Origin of the sequence: Robertkochia solimangrovi (genome assembly GCF_007279655.1) — a bacterium.
In the GTDB taxonomy this organism is placed as follows: Bacteria; Bacteroidota; Bacteroidia; order Flavobacteriales; family Flavobacteriaceae; genus Robertkochia; species Robertkochia solimangrovi.
Genome location: NZ_QKWN01000001.1, coordinates 346,776 through 369,044, shown reverse-complemented (window position 1 = coordinate 369,044; position 22,269 = coordinate 346,776). Strand labels below are relative to the sequence as shown.

Genomic DNA, 22,269 nt, shown 5'->3' with positions numbered 1-22,269 from the left:
TAAAATTATTTGTCTACGAATAGCCAGGCTTCAGAAGATTCTCCTGCTTTGATTTGTCTCAGATTTTCCAGCGCTTCATTCACTTCGGAAAAGCTGGCATAGGTTACCTGATGCAAGCCATATTTGTTCTTGCCGATAATTTCAGCTTCAAAGCCTTTTCTGCGGAGTTCATCAACTCTTTTCTGGGCATTTTCTTCGAACCGAAAAGCGCCGGCAATAATGTGATAGATCTTTGGAGCTTTTTTAAGGTTGAGTGTTACAGCGGGCATTTCTAAAGGAGAAACATCAAAGAAAGTCGCTTCCTGAATCGTTCTTTGAACTGCTTCCTGCGCTTCTCTTTGAACCATCTCGATTTGTTTGGCCTCATTCATTTTAACCAACTTGTAACCTGTGGTTCCTGCTGATATCGCCAAAAGAAATACAGCTGCATATTTAAGATAAGATCTTTGTTTTCTTTTTTCGGGTGTAAAAGCAACAGGTGCTTTTTCTTCAAGTTTAATAACTTCCCGCTTCATATCCTCACGCATAACGGATGGGGATACGAAAGAAGTAAGACCGAAAGAGCTGGTTAGGTAATTAATATGATAAGAAGGCTGGAAAAGTATCTTGCCTTCTTCGTTGCTCCACAGGTCTCCGATAAATTCCATGGAGATTTTTTCTCCATTGGCAAATGACGATTTCCAGGATGCTACAGTTTTTTCCAGAATGGTAGCAGCTTCCTCATAAGAGATCTTATTGACATCAGCTATATATCGTGTAAGAAGGCCATCATTAGATTGAAGCTGCCCGTTAAAGGAGATCAATTTACTTGGCGGATAGAAGGCATCTGTTGTTTCATGTACGCGCGCAGACTGGTGTTGAGCCAGAAAGGATCCCAGTCCGGGTACGGTTACACATTGATACCGATATAATAGATCGCTGATGTATTTCTCAATTCGCATAAGGCAAATATGTGAATTTTTATAAAATGAATAGAATTCCGACTTAGGTTTTTATTAACAGATTCAATTTTATTACCTTCCTGTAGAAAATAAGTTATATAATGAAGGAAAAAGAATTGATTGATTTAATGCTTTTGCAGCATGCAGTAGGAATTGGAGACATTACTTCTAAAAAATTGATTCAGTTTTGTGGGTCTGCTACAGCTGTTTTTGAAGAAAAACCGTCAATTTTAGAAAGAATCGATGGTGTAGGAAAATTTGTGTTGCGGATGCTGAAAGATGCTTACAGGCCTGAGGAAGCCTATGAAGAATTAGAATATATCAAAACAAACGGTATTAAAGTTGCAGTTTATACAGAGTCTGGTTATCCGGAACGATTAAAACATTGTGTCGATGGTCCACTGATACTTTATGTAAAGGGCGGGGAAGGATTGAATTCAAAAAGAATGATCAGTATTGTTGGAACACGTCAAATGTCTGGCTACGGAAAAAGGGTGTGTGAGGAGCTGATCAGGGGGTTGGCTATAATGGATCCCGTCATCATCAGTGGTTTTGCATATGGTGTTGATATATGCGCTCATCGCGTAGCCATGGAACATAAACTTAAAACTATAGCTTGTCTCGGACATGGATTAGGCTCACTTTATCCTGCAGTGCATGCCCGATATGTGCCTGAAATGATGAACTCTGGTGGCTTTTTGACTGATTTTTGGAGTGGTGATAAGGCAGAGCGAAATAATTTCCTTAGAAGAAACCGAATAATCGCGGGGATGTCTGAAGCAACAATCGTTATTGAATCAGCCGGCAAGGGAGGGGCATTGGTTACAGCAGATATCGCTAATTCTTATAACAGGGAAGTTTTTGCAGTTCCTGGTAAAGTGACGGATCACTATAGTGCCGGGTGTAATGAATTGATCAAAAAGCAGCGTGCCCATCTTTTGCAATCGGCGGAGGATTTAATTTATATGTTGGGTTGGAATCCGGATGAATTGTCTGGAAAAAAATCGGTACAAACGCAATTGTTTACTGATCTGACCGATGATGAGGAACAAATAATGACATTTCTTAAAAAAGGAGGGAAGCAATTGTTAGATGATATTGCTTTGATCTGTAAAAAACCGGTGCATAAAGTGGCCGTGGATCTTCTCAATATGGAAATGAAAGGGATCGTCAGACCCCTTCCCGGTAAATATTTTGAAATATGCTGATCCTCGGTTTATTTAATAGCCGATTTTTGAGCGCACCCTCAGAAGCGTTTCGTCAGCAATTTTTCTTGCTTTTTCTGCGCCCTGTTCCAATACACTGTCGATTTCATGTTTGTTGTTCATGAAATACTCAAAGCGTTCACGAGCATCCGAAAATTTCGCAACAATCAATTCGTAGAGTTCTTGTTTGGCATGACCATAACCATAGCCGCCGGCAAGATATTTCTCTCGCATTTGAGCGGTTTGCTCTGTTGTAGCCAGGATCTTGTAGAGGCCAAATACATTGCAGTTGTCGGGATCTTTTGGGTCCTCGAGTGGAGTACTATCGGTCTCGATAGACATAACCTGTTTTCTCAGAGGCTTGTCTGCCTGAAAAATGTTGATGAGGTTGTTTCTTGACTTACTCATTTTTTGACCGTCAGTACCAGGAATATACATGGTCTCTTCCTGAACTTTACCTTCTGGTAGGACGAATATTTCCGTGTCGAGTTGAGCGTGCATTCTCGAAGCTACATCGCGGGTTATCTCGATATGTTGTAGCTGATCTTTTCCCACAGGTACAATTTCTGCATCATAAAGGAGTATGTCAGCGGCCATTAGCATGGGGTAGGTGAATAATCCTGCATTTACATCATCCAGTCGGTCTGCTTTATCCTTGAAAGAATGTGCGAGAGTAAGTCGCTGATAAGGGAAAAAACAACTAAGGTACCAGGTCAGTTCTGCGGTTTGAGGCACATCACTTTGGCGATAAAATACCGTTTTATCGGTGTCAAGTCCAAATGCAAGCCATGAGGCTGCTGTGGCATAGGTGTTGGCTCTGAGCTGTTCACCATTCTTTATCTGTGTTAAGGAATGCATGTCGGCGATAAAAAGAAAAGAATCATTCTTTGGGTCTTTCGCCATATTGATCGCAGGAACTAGTGCTCCCAGAATGTTTCCGAGGTGCGGTGTTCCGGTACTTTGTATACCTGTTAGTATCCTAGCCATATATCGAATTTAAAGTTCACAAAGGTAAGGATACCGCCTATTTAAAAAAACCGGTATTTCAATAATTATTTGACATAAATGTATCGATTGGATTATGTTTGTAATTTGAATCCCGGTTAGACTAAGCTAAACTGCACATGATAATTTTTAAGGCAATAGGATATACACTGTATAGAATCTGGTTTTATCTGCTTGTTGCCATACCGATCGTTATATTGTTCCCATTTCTCTTAATTCTCAGTTCTTCCGAGAAATTCTATCCGGCATTTTTTTGGGTTGCCAGAAATATATGGGCGAATATTATACTATTCGGTATGGGGTGTTGGGTAAGCATTAAACGCGAACAGAAACCCGTTAAAGGAAAGAGTTATATGTTGGTAGCAAATCATACTTCTATGACCGATATTATGTTGATGTTGAGGGCATCCTCGAATCCTTTTGTTTTTGTCGGGAAGAAGGAGCTTGTGAAGATTCCTGTTTTTGGATTTTTTTATAAGAGGGTTTGTATTATGGTAGACAGGAATTCTACGAAGAGTCGTTCAGCGGTATACAAACGTGCACAGCGTCGGCTTAATCAAGGACTTAGTATTTGTATTTTTCCTGAAGGAGGAGTTCCAGATGATGAAAATGTCATTTTGGATGAATTCAAGGATGGAGCGTTCCGTTTGGCCATCGAACATCAGATTCCGGTGGTACCCATGACTTTTATTGATAATAAGAAAAGATTTCCTTTTAAATTCCTGGCAGGCGGACCTGGTAAAATGCGGGCTGTTATTCATCCGTTTCAGGAGACTAAAGGACTTTCCGGGGTGGATAAAGAGATTTTAAAAACTTCTTGTCGTCAGGTGATATTTCAGGAACTTCAGAAATATTCATAAAAAAAATGCTCCCCACCACAGGGAGCATCCGGTTTCATTGCTTTTTGCAATAACAAACCTAACCAACTAAAAAAATTTAAAACCTAAAACTAAAGCCTGTATAGACACCCAGCATATAAGGGTTGAAACCACCATTATTGCCGGAGAATGTATTCAATTGATACTTGAACATAGGTTCAAGATTTATAAGAACTTTGTCAGAAAATTTGTAATCAAATCCCACGCCAAAGTTTGTACTGAAATTCAAATTATTGATATTATTAGCTTTTCCTATTTCGGTAGTCAGATCGTTTGAGTTCAGAGTTATTTGATTATCAGTAAGAAACAAGGAACTGAAGCCTCCGATCAAATTTATTCCGAATTTATTTTCGGTAAGCCTGTATTTTAATTCGAGAGGAATTTCAAGATATCCGAATTGCTGACTAAGATTACCTGAATAAGTATTTGTGGTTTTAGAGGCGAGCTCAGAAGATGCCAGATTTGGCCGGTTCAGAGAATTTGGATCGATGATACTCACCATTATTGCATTATCAGAATAATTAATATTCCTCATACTTACGGCACTTGAAGAAGGGATAAATTGAATTCCCTGTGTGCGATATCCCATATTAACTTTATTGATACCTGATCGTATGCTGAGTTTATCCGTTACCTGATAGGCAACATTCAAACCGTAACTCATATTTAATTCGCCCTGCTTTGAATTATCATTGAACTGTTGGTCGATAGGAGAGCCTCCGGAAAGGGAATTGTAATAAACCGGAGCCAAATTCGGATTAAGACTCCATCTTGATCCTGCCGGAGCTGCATCTGCAACCAAAGCTTCTTCTTCTTTTTCTTTTAAATATTCAGTAAGCGATTTTTTCCCATCGGTTTCAGAATTAACATTGTCATCTGCCATTTCTTCGTTCGCGGCAACCGCATTTTCAGAATTTTGTTTATCGGATGCTATGTCTGTTTCTTTTATCGTGTTATTGATGGGGTTGCCCGGGTTGATACGGGATGATGAAACCACTGTATTGTTATTTATATTCGGTACAATATTGCTTTCTGTAGGTTGGGAAGGGGTGTTATTATTTGCGACAGCAGTAGAGAATTTATCGGAAGTATCAGGACCTCTTTGAATTTGAGGTTTGAGGTTAGTGCTCTTGTTGCTGTTTACGTTGTCTTCTTCACTTTCAGGGGTAGTTGCCACTTCACTGTTTTGTACCGAGTTTAGTTGCGGATCTGGAAGATTATTGTCTGATTCCGAAGGGCTGCTTTCTTCTTGAGGTGTGTTAACGATAGTATTTTGAGGGTCTGTTGAGATTTCTGGAGATGAGAATAGGGAGATTCCGGCCAGAAACAGGAGTGTAAGCAATGCAGCAACACCACCAAGTTGCCACCAAAAAGGGATGACCTTTCTGTTCTTTTGTTTACCTGAGTCCAGTTTTGTTTCAATTTGTTCCCATAGATCTTGAGAAGGGGCTGCCTCAAAATCCTTGAATTTTTCCTGGAATAGACGTTCTATATTTTTTTTATCACTCATTGCTCGTCAAAAGGAATTCGCCTTTTTGTTTAAATTGTCATCTTCGATCTTGTTTCTGAGTATGATCTTTGCTCTTGCGAGATTTGATTTCGAAGTACCCTCACTGATCTCCAGCATACTTGCAATTTCCTTATGTGAATATCCGTCCAACACATAAAGGTTAAAGCAAAGCCTGTAACGATCAGGTAGTTCCTGTATCAGTTGCAGGAGATATTCCAGATTAAGGTCATTATCAGTGATCTCCACCTCCTGAATCTCGTCAGGTATTTCGGTTGTCAATACGTCAAAAACTCCTTCTTTCCTGTATTTTTGAAGAACGGTGTTCACAGCGATCCTACGCATCCATCCTTCAAGTGAACCTCTGAAATTAAAGGTTCCTATTTTATTGAATATTGTCAAAAAACTATCCTGCAGATTATCTTCTGCCTCAGCGAAATTGCGGGAATATTTAAGGCAGACCGAATACAGCTTATTGCCAAAAAGCCTGTACAACTGTTCTTGTGCCTTTCTGTCCTGCTTTTTACATTCTTCAACGAGTTGTTCTAAACTCACAGATAGTTTTAATTAATCTTATTGGTTAACCGGTACTTCATACTCGATAAATTCGTCTTCTCCGGCTTCATTGGTGCCGGTGTAGAATCTAAAGGTATAGGTGTCAGTAAATCGAACTTCAAAATCGAAATACTGTGTCATTTCTGAATCTTCCAGATCATTACAATCGTTTCTTTCGATCACCGAGGCAATAGGATAAATGGTTCTTACCGTTTTATCAGTGTGATTATAATCAAAACCTTCGAAATAATGACAATCACTTGGCCTAAGCATGTCAACATTTATTCGATATACCTGACCGTAGTCAAAACTCTCTGGTAATTCTGCACTTAGTGTCTCAAGAGTTTCGAAATGAAAGTTCGCGCTGTCGTCATCATCAAGATCGCAGGAATTCATTCCGAGTGAAATAATAGTAGTAAGAAACAAGGCAAAAATCTTCTTCATCTTTCAATTCATTTTCGATATTCAATATAAAGATGCAGATCTTGCCAAAAGGTTGCGTACAAAACAAAAAAAATCCCGAAAAAATCGGGATTAAGTTTAAGTTATAAAGTTTTTAACGCTTCTTTAATTTTACCTTCGAGTTCTTCCAGCAGATCGGGATTGTCAGCGAGTAAGCTTTTAACCGCATCCCGGCCTTGTCCGAGTTTGGTGTCGCCGTAGCTAAACCAGGAGCCACTTTTTTTAATGATTTCATATTGAACTCCGAGGTCCAGAATCTCTCCAACACGTGAAACACCTTCTCCATACATGATGTCAAATTCAGCGGCTTTAAAAGGTGGTGCAACTTTGTTTTTTACAACTTTAACCCGTGTTTTATTACCTGCGGCTTCCCCGTCATTGTCTTTGATCTGGGTAGAACGTCTGATGTCAAGTCTTACAGATGCATAGAATTTCAATGCGTTACCACCAGTGGTGGTTTCAGGATTTCCAAACATTACTCCGATTTTTTCACGTAGCTGGTTGATGAAAATAACCGTACATCTCGTTTTGCTGATACTACTGGTTAGTTTTCGCAATGCCTGAGACATCAATCGTGCATGAAGTCCCATTTTAGAATCCCCCATTTCACCTTCGATCTCACTTTTTGGAGTCAGTGCTGCAACCGAGTCGATGATAACGATGTCGATTGCTCCGGAACGGATCAGGTTATCAGCGATCTCCAATGCCTGCTCTCCGTGATCGGGTTGCGAAATGATGAGGTTGTCTATATCGACACCGAGTTTATCTGCATAGAATCTATCAAAAGCATGTTCTGCATCAATAAAAGCTGCAATACCACCAGCTTTTTGTGCTTCAGCGATTGCGTGAAGTGTAAGCGTGGTTTTACCTGATGATTCGGGACCGTAGATCTCGATAATTCTACCACGGGGATATCCTCCTACTCCAAGTGCAATATCAAGGCCGATCGATCCGGTTGGGATTACTTCTACATCCTGAACGACACTGTCGCCCATCTTCATTACCGCTCCCTTTCCGTAGGTTTTGTCCAGTTTATCAAGGGTTAATTTAAGCGCTTTTAATTTGGCGTCTTTTTCCGAACTCATCTGTATATTTTATGATTTAATGAATGCTGCTAAAATACTATTTATTTTTAAGTCGGCAATCAAACCGTTGGTCGTTTCAAGATGCCTTTATTTTTATTGGTTCTTATTCTAAGTGGTTCATTTCATTACAAAAAGAAAGAAAAATACTATAATACAAGGGATTTAATGCTGCTTGTTTTTCTTTATAATACAATTAAGTATACATAATTCGTAATTCTTGATGAAAACCATACTTTTGCATCAGGATTTTTCTTTTAACTTAATTTAATTGGTATAGCATGCAACTGTACAATAATTTAAGCGCAAAAGAAAGAGCAGAACTCATTGAAAAGGCTGGGAAAGACCGGCTGACGATCTCTTTCTATAAATACGCTAAAATAGGTAACCCTGAATTATTCAGGAATCATATGTTTCTCGCCTGGGATGAACTGGATGTGCTCGGTCGCATTTATGTCGCTCAAGAAGGTATTAATGCACAACTTTCGGTACCTGCTGAGAATTTTCAAAATTTCAAGGATCATCTCGATTCGATAACTTTTCTCGAGAATGTCAGACTCAACATCGCTATTGAACATGATAATTTTTCCTTTTTAAAATTAAAGGTAAAAGTGCGTCATAAGATCGTTGCTGACGGACTCAATGATGAAACTTTTGATGTCACGAATAAGGGTGTCCATTTAGATGCGATCAAATTTAATGAGATCATTGAAGATCCTGATACCGTACTTGTCGATATGCGGAATCATTATGAAAGTGAAATTGGTCATTTCAAAAATGCGGTAACACCAGATGTGGATACTTTCAGAGATTCTCTGGATATCATCGAAGCATCATTGAAGGAGCACAAAGATGATAAGAAGCTGGTGATGTATTGTACCGGTGGTATTCGTTGTGAAAAAGCTAGCGCCTACTATAAACATAAAGGCTTTAAAAATGTGTATCAACTCGAAGGCGGTATCATTAATTATTATCGTCAGGTTCAGGAACAAGGGCTTGAAAATAAATTCCTCGGGAAGAATTTCGTTTTTGACCAACGTAGATCAGAACAGATATCGGGCGATGTCATCGCGAAGTGTCATCAATGTGGAAAACCTTGCGATTCCCATGTGAACTGTGCCAATGAGGGATGTCATTTGTTGTTTATCCAATGTCCGGAATGTGCGGAAATGATGGATCAATGTTGTTCTGAAGAATGCAAGTCAGTTGTGGCGCTGCCGTATGAAGAGCAGAAAGCACTTCGGAAAGGACAACAGAAGAGTAATCTGATCTTTAAAAAAGGAAGATCAGAGGCTTTGAAGTTCAAAAATTAGCCCTGATCGAGGCTCGTTTTAGTTCTTCAGAAATAATAGTATCTTTACGAGATAGTTAAATTAATTATGAACCTTTTCCGGTATGCTGTCAATCAGTCTATTACCGGATCTAGATATAAAATTATGGGTTGTAGCAGTTGTTCGACCGGTAAGGATGGACAGCCACGTGGATGTAAGAACAATGGTACTTGCGGGAGTGATGGTTGTAATAAACTTACTGTTTTCGATTGGCTTTCAAATATGTCGCTCCCCAATGGTCAAAATACTTTTGACTGTGTGGAAGTCCGATTTAAAAATAGCAGAAAGGAGTTCTTTAAGAACAAAGAAGGTCTCAGTTTAAATATTGGTGATGTTGTCGCCACTGAATCATCTCCCGGTCATGACGTGGGTATCGTAACACTAACCGGAGAGCTGGTTAAAGTTCAGATGAAACGAAAAAACGTTGACCCGAATGATGAAGCACTCCCTAAGATCTACAGAAAAGCATCTCAAAAGGATATCGATATTTGGGTGAAAGCCCGTGATAGAGAACCCAGTGTTCAAAAACGCTCCCGAGAATTAGCCATCGCATTGAACCTTCAAATGAAGATATCTGACGTAGAATTTCAAGGAGATGGTTCCAAGGCTACCTTTTATTATACTGCTGAAGAGCGTGTCGATTTTCGTCAATTGATCAAGGATATGGCACGTGCATTTAATATCCGTATTGAAATGAGACAGATCGGTTACCGGCAGGAAGCTTCAAGACTCGGTGGGATCGGCTCCTGCGGAAGAGAATTGTGCTGTTCTACCTGGTTAACAGATTTCAGATCTGTAAATACCGCTTCAGCGCGATATCAGCAGCTATCCCTAAATCCACAAAAATTAGCCGGGCAATGCGGTAAATTAAAGTGTTGTCTCAACTATGAGTTGGATGCCTATCTGGATGCATTAAAGGACTTTCCTGATCAGGAAGTACGACTTTATACACAAAAAGGAGAGGCGGTATGTCAGAAAATTGATATATTTCAGGGATTATTATGGTATGCTTATGATGGAGAATGGGCAAAATGGCACCTTTTAACGCTAGATCAGGTATCGACCATTATTCAACAGAATAAGAAAAAACAAAAAGTGGCAAGCCTCGAAGAATTTGCAATTGATCCTGATTCAAATACTAAAAAGGAATTTGAGAACGTTGTAGGACAAGATAGTCTAACCAGGTTCGACCGTCCGAAGAAAAGCCGGAAGAGCAGACCTGCCAAGAACAAAAAAGGAAACAATAACCGAAGGAGACGACCTAAAAATGCTTAAATATTCTTTGATTCTGATCATTGGAATCTGCCTGATATCCTGTAATGCAGATGCCGTTTTCTCGGATTACAAGAGCCTTAAGAACGGATGGGGCAAAGAAGAAAAGGTGATTTTTGACTTCAAAGCACCTGATACGATCAATACTTACGATCTGTTTATCAACCTTAGAAATGATGAGAATTTTGGTTTCAGTAACCTGTTTTTAATCGTGGATATGGATTTTCCTAATGGAAGAACTATAACGGATACTTTGGAGTATGAAATGGCTAAACCCAATGGAGAATGGTTGGGTACAGGTTTTTCCGATCTTAAAGAAAACAAACTCTGGTATAAGGAAGGTGTGGTCTTTCCTGGAGGAGGAGATTATAAAATCAGTATAGGTCACGCTATGAGAAAGATCGGAAATGTAGAAGGTGTGACATCTCTCAAGGGTATTACAGACGTAGGTATAGCATTAGAACGTAAAGAAGAATAATTGTACAGATGGCAAAGAAAACATCAACTAAGAAAAAAGGTAAGAAGTCAGAAGGTTTCAGAAAATATATCATATGGTTCTGGCGCCTATTTGCAGCTGGTATTCTGGCTATGATTCTAATGTTCCTTCTTGCGTCATGGGGGGTGTTCGGTCCCTTGCCAACTTTCGAAATCCTTGAGAATCCCCAGACCAATCTGGCCTCTGAAGTGATTTCTTCCGATGGTAAAACCCTCGGAAAATATTATCTAAGTGATAATAGAACTCCTGTTGCCTTTGAAAATTTACCCGATCACCTTGTAAATGCTTTGGTAGCAACCGAAGATGAGCGTTTTTACGACCATTCAGGAATAGATGCCTGGGGTACTTTACGTGCCGCGGTATTTTTAGGATCACGCGGAGGGGCGAGTACTATATCGCAACAGCTGGCAAAACAGTTGTTTACAGATGATGTTGCGCAGAATGTTATCGAACGTGTTATTCAAAAAATGAAAGAATGGATTATTGCGATAAGGCTGGAAAGACAGTATACTAAACAGGAGATTATCGCAATGTATTTCAATATATATGATTTCAATAATAATGCGGATGGAATCAGATCCGCAGCGCGTATCTATTTCGGTAAGGAACCACAGGAATTGAACGTTGAGGAATCTGCCATGTTGGTGGGGATGTTTAAGAATTCTTCACTTTATAATCCTCGTCGCAATCCTGAAGGGGTTTCTAACCGACGAAATGTGGTACTCGGACAGATGTATAAGAATGATTTTATTACTGAGGAAGTTAAAGACAGTCTTCAGGCTTTGCCATTGACTATCGATTATCATCCGGAATCGCATAGTCAGGGTATCGCAACTTATTTCCGTGAATACCTTAGAGAGTGGTTGAAGAATTGGACGCGAGAAGAAGAGAACCTCAAGCCAGACGGAAAACCTTATAATATTTATCTGGACGGATTGCGAATTTATACAACCATCGATTCGCGTATGCAGGCTTATGCGGAAGACGCGGTAAATGAACATATGTCTAAGTTACAGGCTGAATTCTTTCATCAGAATACCAAGGTTCGTAATCCCACGGCACCTTTTCTTGATCTCCGAAATGGCCAGATTGATACGTTAATGCGTCTGACGATGCGTCGTTCTGAGCGTTGGAGAAAAATGAAATACGATCTGAAGAAGTCGGATGAGGAGATACTGGCATCCTTTAAACAAAAAATCCCAATGGAGATCTTCACCTATAATGGAGTGGTGGATACTGTGATGACTCCTTTAGATTCCATCCGGTATTATAAGTTTTTCCTGAGAACCGGAATGATGTCTATGGAGCCTCAGTCAGGTCATGTAAAGGCCTGGGTTGGAGGTGTTGATTATCGTCATTTTATGTATGACCAGGTAAAGCAGGCAAAGCGTCAGGCGGGTTCTACATTTAAACCTTTTGTATATACTACTGCCATCGATCAGTTGCACCTATCACCTTGCGATTCCTTACCGGATATTCTAACTTGTATTGAAGCGGGTAAATATGGTAATATGGAACCCTGGTGCCCGGAAAACTCCAATGGTAAATATACCGGTAAGCTTCTAGCGTTAAAAGATGCTTTAGCGAATTCCGTAAACTCTGTAACGGCACGATTAATGAATATGGTAGGTCCGCAGCCCGTAGTGAACCTGATCCAGAAGATGGGAATCACCTCTGATATACTTGCAGTGCCTTCTATAGCACTGGGTACTCCTGATATTTCCGTATATGAAATGGTAGGGGCTTACGGAACTTTTGCCAACCAGGGCGTGTATGTCAAGCCGGTAATGATCACCCGGATAGAGGATAAGAACGGAACGGTGCTCTTTGAGTCGGTTCCGGAAACCAAGGATGTCTTAAGTGAAGAAGTTGCTTATACTACGGTAAGCTTACTTAAAGGGGTAACTGAAGGAGGCTCTGGAGCAAGACTTCGACATCAGTGGGCAGTAGACAAGGCTGAATATAAGGAAGTGATCACAGGTTATCCTTATGGTTTCGATAATCCAATAGCTGGTAAGACAGGTACAACACAAAATCATAGCGATGGTTGGTTTATGGGTATGGTACCAAACCTGGTAACCGGAGTATGGGTCGGTGGAGAAGATCGTTCTATACATTTTAAGACCATTACCTATGGTCAGGGGGCTACCATGGCACTTCCGATCTGGGGGCTATACATGAAAAAATGTTATGAGGATGGAGATCTGGAAATTTCCAAAGAAGATTTTGTTGCCCCGGAAGAGTTAAGTTTTAGGGTAGACTGTACTCAGGCGGTTACGGATGATGAGTCGGTAGATACTTTAAAAGTAAAAGAGGAAGAAGGTTATGTGCCGGATTTCTAATAAATGAGTTAATACTTCAACAATTTAATCTGTTTTATTGATTATTCGTATTTTTCGGTAGTATATTTATCATATAATCAAAAGAGAGGCATTTTACAGTAATTCTCTTGATAAATTGTTATTCGAATGATCAATAAAACAGTAGCTTCCGTTACAGATGCACTTCATGATGTAACGGACGGTATGACACTGATGCTTGGGGGATTCGGACTCTGTGGAATCCCTGAAAACAGTATCGCATTTCTAAGTGATAAAGGGGTCAGGGACATCACTTGTATTTCTAATAATGCCGGAGTCGATGATTTCGGACTCGGACTTTTACTTCAAAAACATCAGATCAGAAAAATGATTTCTTCCTATGTCGGGGAGAATGATGAATTCGAACGGCAAATGTTAAGTGGCGAACTCGAAGTGGAATTGATTCCACAAGGTACGTTAGCTGAACGCTGCAGGGCAGCTCAAGCAGGTATTCCGGCGTTCTATACACCGGCAGGGTTTGGTACGGAAGTAGGTGCAGGAAAGGAAAGCCGGATCTTTAATGGAAAACCTCATTTACTGGAATTTGCTTTTCAGGCTGATTTTGCCGTGGTTAAAGCCTGGAAAGGAGATGAGGCCGGGAATCTCATTTTTAAAGGAACTGCAAGGAATTTTAATCCGGTAATGTGCGGGGCTGCTAAGGTTACGGTAGCGGAAGTTGAAGAGCTTTTACCGGCAGGGTCACTTGACCCTAATGAAATACATATCCCAGGCATATTTGTTCAAAGAATCTTTAAAGGAGAACGCTTTGAAAAGAGAATCGAAAAAAGAACTACCCAAAAAAAGGAATATTGATATGAGCCTTTCAAAAGAACAAATAGCTAAGAGAATAGCAAAAGAAGTAAAGGATGGGTATTATGTTAATCTTGGTATCGGTATTCCAACGCTTGTAGCGAACTATGTCAGAGATGATATTTCTGTAGAATTTCAAAGTGAAAATGGTGTTCTTGGAATGGGGCCATTCCCTTTTGAAGGAGAAGAAGATGCAGATATAATTAATGCGGGTAAACAGACTATTACTACACTTCCCGGGGCTTCATTTTTTGACTCGGCATTAAGTTTTAGTATGATACGCGGTAAGCATGTGGATCTGACTATTCTTGGTGCTATGGAAGTTTCGGATAGCGGAGATATCGCAAACTGGAAAATTCCTGGTAAAATGGTGAAAGGTATGGGAGGAGCGATGGATCTTGTTGCCTCTGCTGAGAATATAATTGTAGCTATGATGCATACCAATAGGGAAGGTGAATCTAAGCTATTATCCGATTGTAGTCTTCCTTTAACCGGGGTTAACTGTGTTAAAAAGGTAGTTACAAATCTGGCCGTACTTGAAATCACTGATAATGGATTTTTGTTATTGGAAAGAGCGCCGGGTGTTAGTGTCGATGAAATTAAAGCGGCTACAACCGGTCGTTTAACCGTACCTTCTGAGGTGCCTGAGATGATGTTTTAATTTAATACATGCATTTCATCGAAAAAATAATTCACTTTATCGGTATTATGTTCGATTCTGTTATTTTTGAAAGCATCATTAGAAATGAAAAGTTCTGTGATTAGTCTGAATTTTTTTAAATGTGTTTTGACAACAACATTTTGTGTGTTCACAACAATTATTAGGAAGTAACACACAAACTTACATACATTTACTAAACCCAATAAAGACTAAGACCTAATACCTACTTTAAACCACTTATGTTATGAGAAATCATGTAATGACCTACCAAAGTGATGAAGAGCATGCCACGTTTCTTAGTGCCTTTGCCCAAGGCTTTAAAGGAACTTTTGCTCTAATGAAGAGTTTGATGTTAGTTGCTAAGAAGCTATTGATGCTCTAATTGCCCCTGGAGTAACAAGATTGCGCTTAGCGTAAAACAAAAAAAGGAGATCTAAAGCCCCAAATTAGATCTCCTTTTTTGTTTTTATATTTCATGTCGACTATAGTTACCTCAAACCGAGACTTCGAGATGATTTGACGGTTAAACCAGGCGTTTTCCTGCCTTATTTCTTAGGAAATGAAGGATTCGCCATGATTTCGGCGATCTGCTCATTGTGGCGCATATTGTGACCTGCATCAAAAATCAGAAGTTGATACATATCTACAGTTCCAAAAGGGAATGCCATATAATGATTTCTAAGATCGTCTTTACTTGATCGTACATACTTCAACGTATTGTTTCTTGTGGATTTATAAGCCTTTAGTGTAGATTTGAAATCTCCATATTTTTCCGTGGGTTCAAGTGGTTCAGATGTTTTGAACTTTGTTGATCGATCGGTGATCATTTTATAGACGGAATTGTCATCAAATTTTACTTCCGATCTTCTTTCTGGATTCGCTGGTTCTTCAAGTCCTTTCTCCAGCATAGTCATAAACTGGTCTTCTGTGGTGGTTATATGTTCCACGCATTCTGCAATTGACCATGATGTTTCATCTGGTTTGAAATTGAGTTGTTCATCAGACAATCCTCTGATATCTTCTAAAAGTTGGTCTCTTGAGTTTTCCAACATGTTGATAGCTTTTTTACGTTCGTCCTTGGTCATGTCTTGTGCCGAAACGTTTGCGGTTCCTGCATACAGGAATGCGAAGAGAATAATTAAATATTTCATGATTTTGCCCCTTTTAAGTTAATACTTAAATATACAAAAAAAGCATCTAACATATTGATAATCAAATAGAACAAAATAAAAAGCCCTTAACAGTGAGTTAAGGGCTTTTTTTAATGCGCTTGTATGTATTATCCTTTCAGACTTGCGGCAAGATATTCACGATTCATTCGTGCGATATTCTTTAGCGAAATGCCTTTCGGACACTCGATCTCACAAGCCCCGGTATTGGTACAGTTACCGAATCCTTCAAGATCCATTTGTTTTACCATATTCAGTACTCGTTCTGTTGCTTCAACCTGTCCTTGGGGTAGAAGTGCAAATTGAGAAACCTTAGCAGAGGTAAAGAGCATCGCACTTGCATTTTTACAAGCGGCAACACAAGCTCCGCATCCGATACAGGTAGCGGCATCAAAGGCTTCATCAGCATCGTGTTTGTTGATCGGAATTGCGTTCGCATCGATCGTATTACCCGAAGTGTTTACAGAGACATAACCTCCTGCCTGCTGTATTCTGTCAAAGGCACTTCGATCAACGATAAGGTCTTTGATCACAGGGAATGCCTTAGCTCTGAAAGGTTCTATATAGATAGTGTCTCCGTCTTTAAATTTCCTCATGTGTAGCTGGCAGGTGGTGACACCTCTATCAGGACCATGAGGTTCTCCGTTGATCTGTAGAGAACATGTGCCGCAGATTCCTTCGCGGCAATCATGATCGAATTCTACGGGTTCTTCTCCTTTTTCTACCAGACTTTCATTTAAAACATCCAGCATTTCAAGAAAAGACATATCCGGAGAAACATCTGTGATATTATAATCTACGATCTGACCTTTTGAGTTGGCATCTTTCTGACGCCATATTTTTAGTTTTAAATTCATAATCTTATGCTTTTAAGACCTGTTGTTTCAGGTGTTTTGTTTGAAACCTTTTACTTGTAACTTCTTGTTTTAAGTTCGATATTGTTGTAAACAAGATCTTCTTTGTGCAGTATAGCCTTGGAAGGTTCACCCTTATATTCCCAGGCAGCTACATATTTGAAGTTTTCGTCATCTCTCAAGGCTTCACCTTCTTCAGTCTGATACTCTTCTCTGAAGTGACCTCCACAAGATTCATTTCTGTGAAGAGCATCCTTGGCAAAAAGTTCTCCCAATTCCAGGAAGTCCGCTACCCGTAAAGCTTTTTCCAGCTCACTGTTCTTGGCATCGGCTTTGCCTGTCACCTTCACTTTCGCATAGAACTCATCTCTGAGTTCCTTGATCTCCTTAATTGCTGATTCCAGATCGTTAGCATTTCTTGCCATTCCACATTTGTTCCACATGATCTTTCCAAGTTTCTTATGGAAGTGGTCAACCGACAGGGTTCCGTTATTATTCAGGAATCGGTCGATTTGATCTCTCACGTTCTTCTCTGCTTCATCGAATTCTGGAAGGTCCGTTGGGATTGCGCCGGTACGGATATCTTTTGATAGATAATCTCCGATAGTATAAGGAAGTACGAAATAACCATCGGCAAGACCTTGCATCAGTGCAGAAGCTCCAAGCCTGTTAGCTCCGTGATCAGAGAAGTTAGCTTCTCCGGCACAGTAACATCCGGGAATCGTGGTCATAAGATTGTAATCCACCCATACACCACCCATGGTATAGTGAACGGCCGGATAAATCATCATCGGCGTTTTATAAGGGTTTTGATCAACGATCTTTTCATACATCTGGAATAAGTTTCCGTATTTAGCTTCGATAACTTCTTCTCCTAATTGGCGGATCAAGTCCGGACCAGGATCAGTAATACCGCTAACGGCAGCTTTTTCTTTTCCATATCGCTGTATTGCAGAAGCGAAGTCCAGGTAAACGGCTTCACCGGTTGCATTAACACCAAATCCGGCGTCACAACGCTCTTTCGCGGCGCGTGAAGCTACGTCTCTGGGCACAAGGTTTCCGAAGGAAGGATATCTTCTTTCCAAATAGTAATCGCGATCTTCTTCTTTGAGATCTACAGGTTTCAGCTTACCTTCCCGGATTGCTTTCGCATCCTCCAGTTTTTTAGGAACCCAGATACGTCCGTCATTACGAAGTGATTCAGACATAAGGGTTAGTTTAGACTGATGATCACCGGATACCGGAATACAGGTAGGGTGAATTTGTGTAAAGCAAGGGTTAGCGAACAAAGCACCTCTTTTGTGGATCTTCCATGAGGCGGTAACATTCGATCCCATTGCATTGGTTGAAAGAAAGAATACGTTACCATATCCACCGGTTGCGATCACAACCGCGTGAGCAGAATGTCTTTCGATCTCTCCGGTCACGAGGTTTCTGGCGATGATCCCTCTTGCTTTTCCGTCTACGATTACTATGTCCAGCATTTCGTGACGGTTATATGATTTTATTTTACCACGGTGAATCTGACGATTCATCGCTGAATAAGCACCTAGTAATAATTGTTGCCCTGTCTGACCTTTTGCATAGAAGGTACGTGAAACAAGTACGCCACCAAAAGAACGGTTATCAAGAAGTCCGCCATATTCGCGTGCAAAAGGCACCCCTTGAGCAACACATTGGTCGATGATGCTGGCAGAAACTTCGGCAAGACGGTATACGTTTGATTCGCGCGCGCGATAATCACCACCTTTTACGGTATCATAAAATAGTCGGTAAACAGAGTCACCATCACCCTGATAGTTCTTTGCGGCATTGATACCTCCCTGAGCTGCGATAGAGTGCGCTCTTCTGGGGGAATCCTGATAGCAAAATGTTTTAACGTTATAACCGAGTTCTGCCAGGGTAGCGGCTGCAGACCCTCCGGCTAAACCGGTCCCCACAACGATCACATCGATATTTCTTTTGTTTGCCGGGTTGACAAGATTGATGTCGTTTTTATGCTTTGTCCATTTATCGGCTAATGGCCCTTCTGGTATATTTGAATCTAAAATTGACATACGTAACTATCTTTAATTAGTGATAAAATGATGAAATAGGGCTATGAAAATAAAGCCTGCCGGAACAACCACTGCAAAAGTGTATCCCAGCTTGTGAATGAACGGAGTATATTTATTGTTAACTCCAATCGTTTGAAATGAAGACTGGAATCCGTGCCAAAGGTGCATAGCGAGCAATACAAATGAGATCACATAAAGCCCTGTTCTTACGGGACTCTCAAATTTGTGAACCATTTCACCAAAATAACGGGTGGTGTCGGCAGGATTGAATTCTACATATTTATAAACTATTTCAGGAAACCAAAAGTCATAAAAGTGTAAACCGAGGAACGCCAGTACTACGAGACCGGTAATGATCATATTACGCGATACCCATGAAGAGTTGAGGTTGCCTTTATACATTTTGTATTGAACTTGTCTGGCTTTGTTGTTTTTGATTTCAAGCACAATTCCCATCACAAAATGGAAGATCACACCCAGGATAAGTATGGGCTGCATAAGAAACTGAATTAACGGGTTGGTTCCCATAAAATGGGATAATTCGTTAAAAGTGCTTTCGCTTACAACAGACGTGAAATTGATCAGAAAATGGAGTAGTAGAAATGAAATTAAAAAAATTCCGGATAAAGCCATAGCAACTTTACGTGCTATCGATGAATTTAATAATCCGCTCATAGTGTTTATTTTTAAATAGGGCAAAAATACTGCACGAGCCATTTTCCGCCAAACTTTCATTGTTGTTTTAAAAGGAATTTAGAATGAATATAAAGAATGTGTGAACAGATCATTCCGAATTTTGAAATTCCGTTAAATTCCAATATAAATTTGTGTTGTATGTGTCAGATTTACAGCTCCTTTGTAAGGGAAGGGTTTTTTTAGAGATTTTCAAATTTTAAAGAACTGGTGACAAGCAGGATTGCTTTTTGGCTATTGTAAATCCCGTTTTTGAGATTGATGCAGGAAAAAAAATGTGAAAATTTCTATTTAAAAACGTCAGGAAAACATTTTAGGCGAAGTTTAACAGGAAAAGCATTGTTTCTTTTTAATTTTGAAGATCTAAAATTTATCACATGAAATACGATCTTATTGACAAGGAGCTTTTTGTTAAAAACAGAAAGAAATTCGTTTCTGAAATGAAACCAAAAAGCATTGCCGTTTTCAATTCGAATGATATTTATCCAATTGGCTCAGATAGTACAATGCCTTTCCAGCAAGCTAGGGATATTTTTTATCTCAGTGGAGTTGATCAGGAGGAAAGTATATTGGTGTTGTTCCCGGATGCGGTTGAAGAAAAACATCGGGAAGTGCTTTTCGTACGCGAAACCAATGCACATATAGCAGTTTGGGAAGGGGAAAAGCTGACTAAAGACAAGGCTTACGAGACCAGTGGAATAAAAACCGTTTACTGGCTGACCGAGTTCAATAAAATTTTCTTTGAACTTATGACGGAAGCTGAAACGGTTTATTTTAACACCAATGAGCATTATCGTCAATCTGTTGAGACACAAACGCGAGAAGATCGCTTTATCATATGGTGTAAGGAGAAATTTCCGGCACATAAATGGGAAAAAAGCAATCAGATCCTGCAGCGACTCAGAGGTACTAAAGAGCAGCAGGAGATCGATCTTATTCAGCAAGCGTGTACTATAACTGAAAAAGGTTTTAAAAGAGTCCTTCAATTCGTGAAACCCGGAGTATGGGAATACGAGATCGAGGCTGAATTCATTCACGAGTTTATTCGTAATCGTTCCAGAGGTTTTGCCTATACGCCGATCGTTGCTTCGGGTAATAATGCGAATGTGCTGCATTATGTAGAAAATAACCAGCAATGTAAGGCGGGAGATTTGATTTTGCTGGACATTGGTGCTGAATATGCTAATTATGCAAGTGATATGACCCGAACAATTCCGGTTAGCGGACGTTTCACCAAAAGACAGCGCGAGGTATATGATGCCGTTCTTCGTGTGAAGAATGAAGTGACAAAAATGTTGGTGCCTGGTAATTACTGGAAAGCCTATCATGAGGAAGTGGGGAAGGTGATGACCTCCGAGTTGATCGGTCTAGGGCTACTCGATAAAGCAGATGTTCAGAATGAAGACCCGAATTGGCCGGCCTATAAGAAATACTTTATGCATGGAACAAGCCATCATATGGGGCTGGACACACATGATTACGGACCTCTTAAATTACCGATGAATGCTAATATGGTATTCACTGTTGAACCTGGAATCTATATTCCGGAAGAAGGATTTGGGATCCGACTGGAAGATGATGTGGTGATCCGCGATAATGGAGAGCCGTTCAATCTAATGCGTAATATCCCGATCGAGGCAGCGGAGATAGAAGAATGGATGAATAAATAAGAAACTTCATAGAGTGTTATATAGACCGGCATCGCAGTTTTGTGATGCCGGTTTTATTTAATGTATAGCGAATTAGAGTGGTTGCGTTGTTATTTGTACTGTAGTTAAATATCTTTGATTTGCTTTCTAAATTTCGGTAAGATGGAATTGGATTATAAAGGAATTAAAATACATTATACTGCTGAGGGTAAAGGGACTTCAATTGTTCTTTTACATGGTTTTTTGGAAAACCTGAGTATTTGGGACTCGTTGAAAGATGAACTGATCAGTCGCTATAGGGTTGTTTGTATTGATCTTCTTGGGCATGGAGCGACCGGATGTCTCGGTTATGTCCATTCGATGGAAGAGATGGCCATGGCGGTACGATTCGTGATCGATCATCTTAAGATTAGAAAGGCGGTGTTTGCAGGTCATTCTATGGGAGGATATGTGGCACTGGCCTATGCGGAAGAGTTTCCGGATGACGTAAAGGCACTGATCCTGGTCAATTCCACACCACTTGCTGATAGTGATGAAAAGAAGTTGAATCGTCTTAGAGCGATAAAAGCAGTAAAACAGAATCATAAGAATTTTGTAAGATTGGGGGTGATGAATCTGTTCAGGCCTAAGAACAGGAAAATCTTTGCAGATGAAATCAAAGCCTTGAAATCGGAAGCGCTCAAAACTCCGGTTCAGGGAATTGTCGCTGCGTTGGAGGGGATGAGGGAACGCCCTGATCGGGAAGTTCTTATGCATTTCACTCCTTTTCCAAAGATGGTTATACTTGGAAAAAAAGATCCGGTCATGGATGCGGGAATGCTCGCGCAACGATTGCAGGATACCTCGGTGGAAATCGTAGAATTTCCGGACGGTCATATGTCATTTATTGAAAACAAAGTGCAGTTCATCGATATTTTCAAGGTTTTCTTAAAAAAAATTTGATGGTTTGAGAATTATTTTTATTTTCGGATACCCAAATTTGTTAACCTAAACTAAATAACCGATGAAAAGCTCAAATTCAACTTCAGCTTTCGGAAAAATGCTATGTTCTGTCTTTGGACATCGCTACCGAACTTCGAAGAAAATCACGCCACACATCACTGAGTATCGTTGCAAAGTTTGCAATTGCGAAACCACTACCACAGTTTCCGGAAAACTCGATGTACTAACCCCTGAATTAAAGGAGATCAATCAAACACTTGCAGATTTTTACCGAAGAAGACATTCGTTGCAAACCGTTGCTTAATGTTTTTTTGAAACGCAAACCAATTCCCCTTTTAGT

The 22,269-nt window shown here is 40.1% G+C and carries 22 protein-coding genes; 12 read left to right on the top strand and 10 right to left on the bottom strand.

The window, feature by feature from the left end; genetic code table 11:
- Positions 1–5 precede the first annotated feature (5 nt).
- Positions 6–941: an HU domain-containing protein gene (locus DMZ48_RS01590; RefSeq protein ID WP_143953347.1), complete on the bottom strand. Its 936-nt coding sequence runs from the start codon at positions 939–941 to the stop codon at positions 6–8.
- A 101-nt stretch (positions 942–1,042) separates the two neighbouring features.
- On the opposite strand from DMZ48_RS01590, the gene dprA reads away from it, so the two are divergent.
- Positions 1,043–2,149 (top strand): DNA-processing protein DprA, encoded by a 1,107-nt coding sequence (gene dprA, locus DMZ48_RS01585; protein ID WP_143953346.1) that lies wholly within the window; start codon positions 1,043–1,045, stop codon positions 2,147–2,149.
- 12 nt (positions 2,150–2,161) lie between these two features.
- On the opposite strand, the gene trpS is transcribed toward dprA, so the two are convergent.
- Complete coding sequence (trpS, locus tag DMZ48_RS01580) at positions 2,162–3,133, bottom strand: tryptophan--tRNA ligase (RefSeq protein ID WP_143953345.1); 972 nt, start codon at positions 3,131–3,133, stop codon at positions 2,162–2,164.
- Between the two features lie 137 nt (positions 3,134–3,270).
- Between trpS and DMZ48_RS01575 the strand changes: the two genes are divergently transcribed.
- Positions 3,271–4,011, top strand: a complete 741-nt coding sequence (locus tag DMZ48_RS01575) for a lysophospholipid acyltransferase family protein (RefSeq protein WP_143953344.1) — start codon at positions 3,271–3,273, stop codon at positions 4,009–4,011.
- Between the two features lie 76 nt (positions 4,012–4,087).
- On the opposite strand, the gene DMZ48_RS01570 is transcribed toward DMZ48_RS01575, so the two are convergent.
- The 4 genes from DMZ48_RS01570 to recA all read right to left on the bottom strand — a co-directional run bounded on the left by DMZ48_RS01570 (position 4,088) and on the right by recA (position 7,638).
- Entirely contained in the window at positions 4,088–5,539 is a 1,452-nt protein-coding gene (locus DMZ48_RS01570; RefSeq protein ID WP_143953343.1) for a PorT family protein, read from the bottom strand.
- A gap of 6 nt (positions 5,540–5,545) precedes the next feature.
- Entirely contained in the window at positions 5,546–6,091 is a 546-nt protein-coding gene (locus tag DMZ48_RS01565; RefSeq protein ID WP_143953342.1) for an RNA polymerase sigma factor, read from the bottom strand.
- An 18-nt stretch (positions 6,092–6,109) separates the two neighbouring features.
- Entirely contained in the window at positions 6,110–6,535 is a 426-nt protein-coding gene (locus tag DMZ48_RS01560) for a hypothetical protein (RefSeq protein WP_143953341.1), read from the bottom strand.
- 101 nt (positions 6,536–6,636) lie between these two features.
- Positions 6,637–7,638, bottom strand: coding sequence for a recombinase RecA (recA, locus tag DMZ48_RS01555; protein ID WP_143953340.1), 1,002 nt, complete (start codon positions 7,636–7,638; stop codon positions 6,637–6,639).
- Positions 7,639–7,916: 278 nt separating this feature from the next.
- Between recA and trhO the strand changes: the two genes are divergently transcribed.
- The 7 genes from trhO to DMZ48_RS18470 all read left to right on the top strand — a co-directional run bounded on the left by trhO (position 7,917) and on the right by DMZ48_RS18470 (position 14,947).
- Positions 7,917–8,948: an oxygen-dependent tRNA uridine(34) hydroxylase TrhO gene (gene trhO / locus DMZ48_RS01550; RefSeq protein ID WP_143953339.1), complete on the top strand. Its 1,032-nt coding sequence runs from the start codon at positions 7,917–7,919 to the stop codon at positions 8,946–8,948.
- 123 nt (positions 8,949–9,071) lie between these two features.
- Complete coding sequence (locus DMZ48_RS01545) at positions 9,072–10,241, top strand: PSP1 domain-containing protein (protein ID WP_143953815.1); 1,170 nt, start codon at positions 9,072–9,074, stop codon at positions 10,239–10,241.
- Positions 10,234–10,716 (top strand): gliding motility lipoprotein GldH, encoded by a 483-nt coding sequence (locus DMZ48_RS01540; protein ID WP_143953338.1) that lies wholly within the window; start codon positions 10,234–10,236, stop codon positions 10,714–10,716. The genes DMZ48_RS01545 and DMZ48_RS01540 overlap by 8 nt, the downstream gene beginning before the upstream one ends.
- Before the next feature lie 8 nt (positions 10,717–10,724).
- Entirely contained in the window at positions 10,725–13,076 is a 2,352-nt protein-coding gene (locus tag DMZ48_RS01535; protein WP_143953337.1) for a penicillin-binding protein 1A, read from the top strand.
- Between the two features lie 126 nt (positions 13,077–13,202).
- Positions 13,203–13,907 carry a CoA transferase subunit A gene (locus DMZ48_RS01530; protein WP_143953336.1) on the top strand — a complete coding sequence of 235 codons (705 nt, stop codon included), beginning with the start codon at positions 13,203–13,205 and terminating at the stop codon, positions 13,905–13,907.
- A 1-nt stretch (position 13,908) separates the two neighbouring features.
- Entirely contained in the window at positions 13,909–14,565 is a 657-nt protein-coding gene (locus DMZ48_RS01525) for a CoA transferase subunit B (RefSeq protein ID WP_143953335.1), read from the top strand.
- Between the two features lie 244 nt (positions 14,566–14,809).
- A complete protein-coding gene (locus tag DMZ48_RS18470; RefSeq protein WP_162558642.1) occupies positions 14,810–14,947 on the top strand; it encodes a hypothetical protein in 138 nt (45 codons plus the stop codon).
- A 163-nt stretch (positions 14,948–15,110) separates the two neighbouring features.
- Here DMZ48_RS18470 and DMZ48_RS01520 read toward each other — a convergent pair whose 3' ends face one another.
- The 4 genes from DMZ48_RS01520 to DMZ48_RS01505 all read right to left on the bottom strand — a co-directional run bounded on the left by DMZ48_RS01520 (position 15,111) and on the right by DMZ48_RS01505 (position 19,320).
- On the bottom strand, positions 15,111–15,716 hold the full coding sequence (locus tag DMZ48_RS01520; protein ID WP_143953334.1) for a DinB family protein: 606 nt from the start codon (positions 15,714–15,716) through the stop codon (positions 15,111–15,113).
- Positions 15,717–15,844: 128 nt separating this feature from the next.
- On the bottom strand, positions 15,845–16,591 hold the full coding sequence (locus tag DMZ48_RS01515) for a succinate dehydrogenase/fumarate reductase iron-sulfur subunit (protein WP_143953333.1): 747 nt from the start codon (positions 16,589–16,591) through the stop codon (positions 15,845–15,847).
- A gap of 50 nt (positions 16,592–16,641) precedes the next feature.
- Positions 16,642–18,645: a fumarate reductase/succinate dehydrogenase flavoprotein subunit gene (locus tag DMZ48_RS01510; RefSeq protein WP_143953332.1), complete on the bottom strand. Its 2,004-nt coding sequence runs from the start codon at positions 18,643–18,645 to the stop codon at positions 16,642–16,644.
- A gap of 12 nt (positions 18,646–18,657) precedes the next feature.
- Positions 18,658–19,320, bottom strand: coding sequence for a succinate dehydrogenase cytochrome b subunit (locus tag DMZ48_RS01505; RefSeq protein ID WP_143953331.1), 663 nt, complete (start codon positions 19,318–19,320; stop codon positions 18,658–18,660).
- A gap of 395 nt (positions 19,321–19,715) precedes the next feature.
- On the opposite strand from DMZ48_RS01505, the gene DMZ48_RS01500 reads away from it, so the two are divergent.
- From DMZ48_RS01500 to DMZ48_RS01490, 3 genes are all read left to right on the top strand, one after another.
- Positions 19,716–21,008 (top strand): aminopeptidase P family protein, encoded by a 1,293-nt coding sequence (locus tag DMZ48_RS01500; RefSeq protein ID WP_143953330.1) that lies wholly within the window; start codon positions 19,716–19,718, stop codon positions 21,006–21,008.
- A 141-nt stretch (positions 21,009–21,149) separates the two neighbouring features.
- Complete coding sequence (locus DMZ48_RS01495) at positions 21,150–21,929, top strand: alpha/beta fold hydrolase (RefSeq protein ID WP_143953329.1); 780 nt, start codon at positions 21,150–21,152, stop codon at positions 21,927–21,929.
- 61 nt (positions 21,930–21,990) lie between these two features.
- Positions 21,991–22,233 (top strand): hypothetical protein, encoded by a 243-nt coding sequence (locus tag DMZ48_RS01490; protein ID WP_199287920.1) that lies wholly within the window; start codon positions 21,991–21,993, stop codon positions 22,231–22,233.
- Positions 22,234–22,269: the final 36 nt, after the last annotated feature.

What these genes read in the sequence shown, in the direction of transcription:
- DMZ48_RS01590 (WP_143953347.1), bottom strand. Translation starts at nt 941, where the DNA reads ATGCGAATTGAGAAATACATCAGCGATCTATTATATCGGTATCAATGT.
- dprA (WP_143953346.1), top strand. Translation starts at nt 1,043, where the DNA reads ATGAAGGAAAAAGAATTGATTGATTTAATGCTTTTGCAGCATGCAGTA.
- trpS (WP_143953345.1), bottom strand. Translation starts at nt 3,133, where the DNA reads ATGGCTAGGATACTAACAGGTATACAAAGTACCGGAACACCGCACCTC.
- DMZ48_RS01575 (WP_143953344.1), top strand. Translation starts at nt 3,271, where the DNA reads ATGATAATTTTTAAGGCAATAGGATATACACTGTATAGAATCTGGTTT.
- DMZ48_RS01570 (WP_143953343.1), bottom strand. Translation starts at nt 5,539, where the DNA reads ATGAGTGATAAAAAAAATATAGAACGTCTATTCCAGGAAAAATTCAAG.
- DMZ48_RS01560 (WP_143953341.1), bottom strand. Translation starts at nt 6,535, where the DNA reads ATGAAGAAGATTTTTGCCTTGTTTCTTACTACTATTATTTCACTCGGA.
- recA (WP_143953340.1), bottom strand. Translation starts at nt 7,638, where the DNA reads ATGAGTTCGGAAAAAGACGCCAAATTAAAAGCGCTTAAATTAACCCTT.
- trhO (WP_143953339.1), top strand. Translation starts at nt 7,917, where the DNA reads ATGCAACTGTACAATAATTTAAGCGCAAAAGAAAGAGCAGAACTCATT.
- DMZ48_RS01545 (WP_143953815.1), top strand. Translation starts at nt 9,072, where the DNA reads ATGGGTTGTAGCAGTTGTTCGACCGGTAAGGATGGACAGCCACGTGGA.
- DMZ48_RS01540 (WP_143953338.1), top strand. Translation starts at nt 10,234, where the DNA reads ATGCTTAAATATTCTTTGATTCTGATCATTGGAATCTGCCTGATATCC.
- DMZ48_RS01535 (WP_143953337.1), top strand. Translation starts at nt 10,725, where the DNA reads ATGGCAAAGAAAACATCAACTAAGAAAAAAGGTAAGAAGTCAGAAGGT.
- DMZ48_RS01530 (WP_143953336.1), top strand. Translation starts at nt 13,203, where the DNA reads ATGATCAATAAAACAGTAGCTTCCGTTACAGATGCACTTCATGATGTA.
- DMZ48_RS01525 (WP_143953335.1), top strand. Translation starts at nt 13,909, where the DNA reads ATGAGCCTTTCAAAAGAACAAATAGCTAAGAGAATAGCAAAAGAAGTA.
- DMZ48_RS18470 (WP_162558642.1), top strand. Translation starts at nt 14,810, where the DNA reads ATGAGAAATCATGTAATGACCTACCAAAGTGATGAAGAGCATGCCACG.
- DMZ48_RS01520 (WP_143953334.1), bottom strand. Translation starts at nt 15,716, where the DNA reads ATGAAATATTTAATTATTCTCTTCGCATTCCTGTATGCAGGAACCGCA.
- DMZ48_RS01515 (WP_143953333.1), bottom strand. Translation starts at nt 16,591, where the DNA reads ATGAATTTAAAACTAAAAATATGGCGTCAGAAAGATGCCAACTCAAAA.
- DMZ48_RS01510 (WP_143953332.1), bottom strand. Translation starts at nt 18,645, where the DNA reads ATGTCAATTTTAGATTCAAATATACCAGAAGGGCCATTAGCCGATAAA.
- DMZ48_RS01505 (WP_143953331.1), bottom strand. Translation starts at nt 19,320, where the DNA reads ATGAGCGGATTATTAAATTCATCGATAGCACGTAAAGTTGCTATGGCT.
- DMZ48_RS01500 (WP_143953330.1), top strand. Translation starts at nt 19,716, where the DNA reads ATGAAATACGATCTTATTGACAAGGAGCTTTTTGTTAAAAACAGAAAG.
- DMZ48_RS01495 (WP_143953329.1), top strand. Translation starts at nt 21,150, where the DNA reads ATGGAATTGGATTATAAAGGAATTAAAATACATTATACTGCTGAGGGT.
- DMZ48_RS01490 (WP_199287920.1), top strand. Translation starts at nt 21,991, where the DNA reads ATGAAAAGCTCAAATTCAACTTCAGCTTTCGGAAAAATGCTATGTTCT.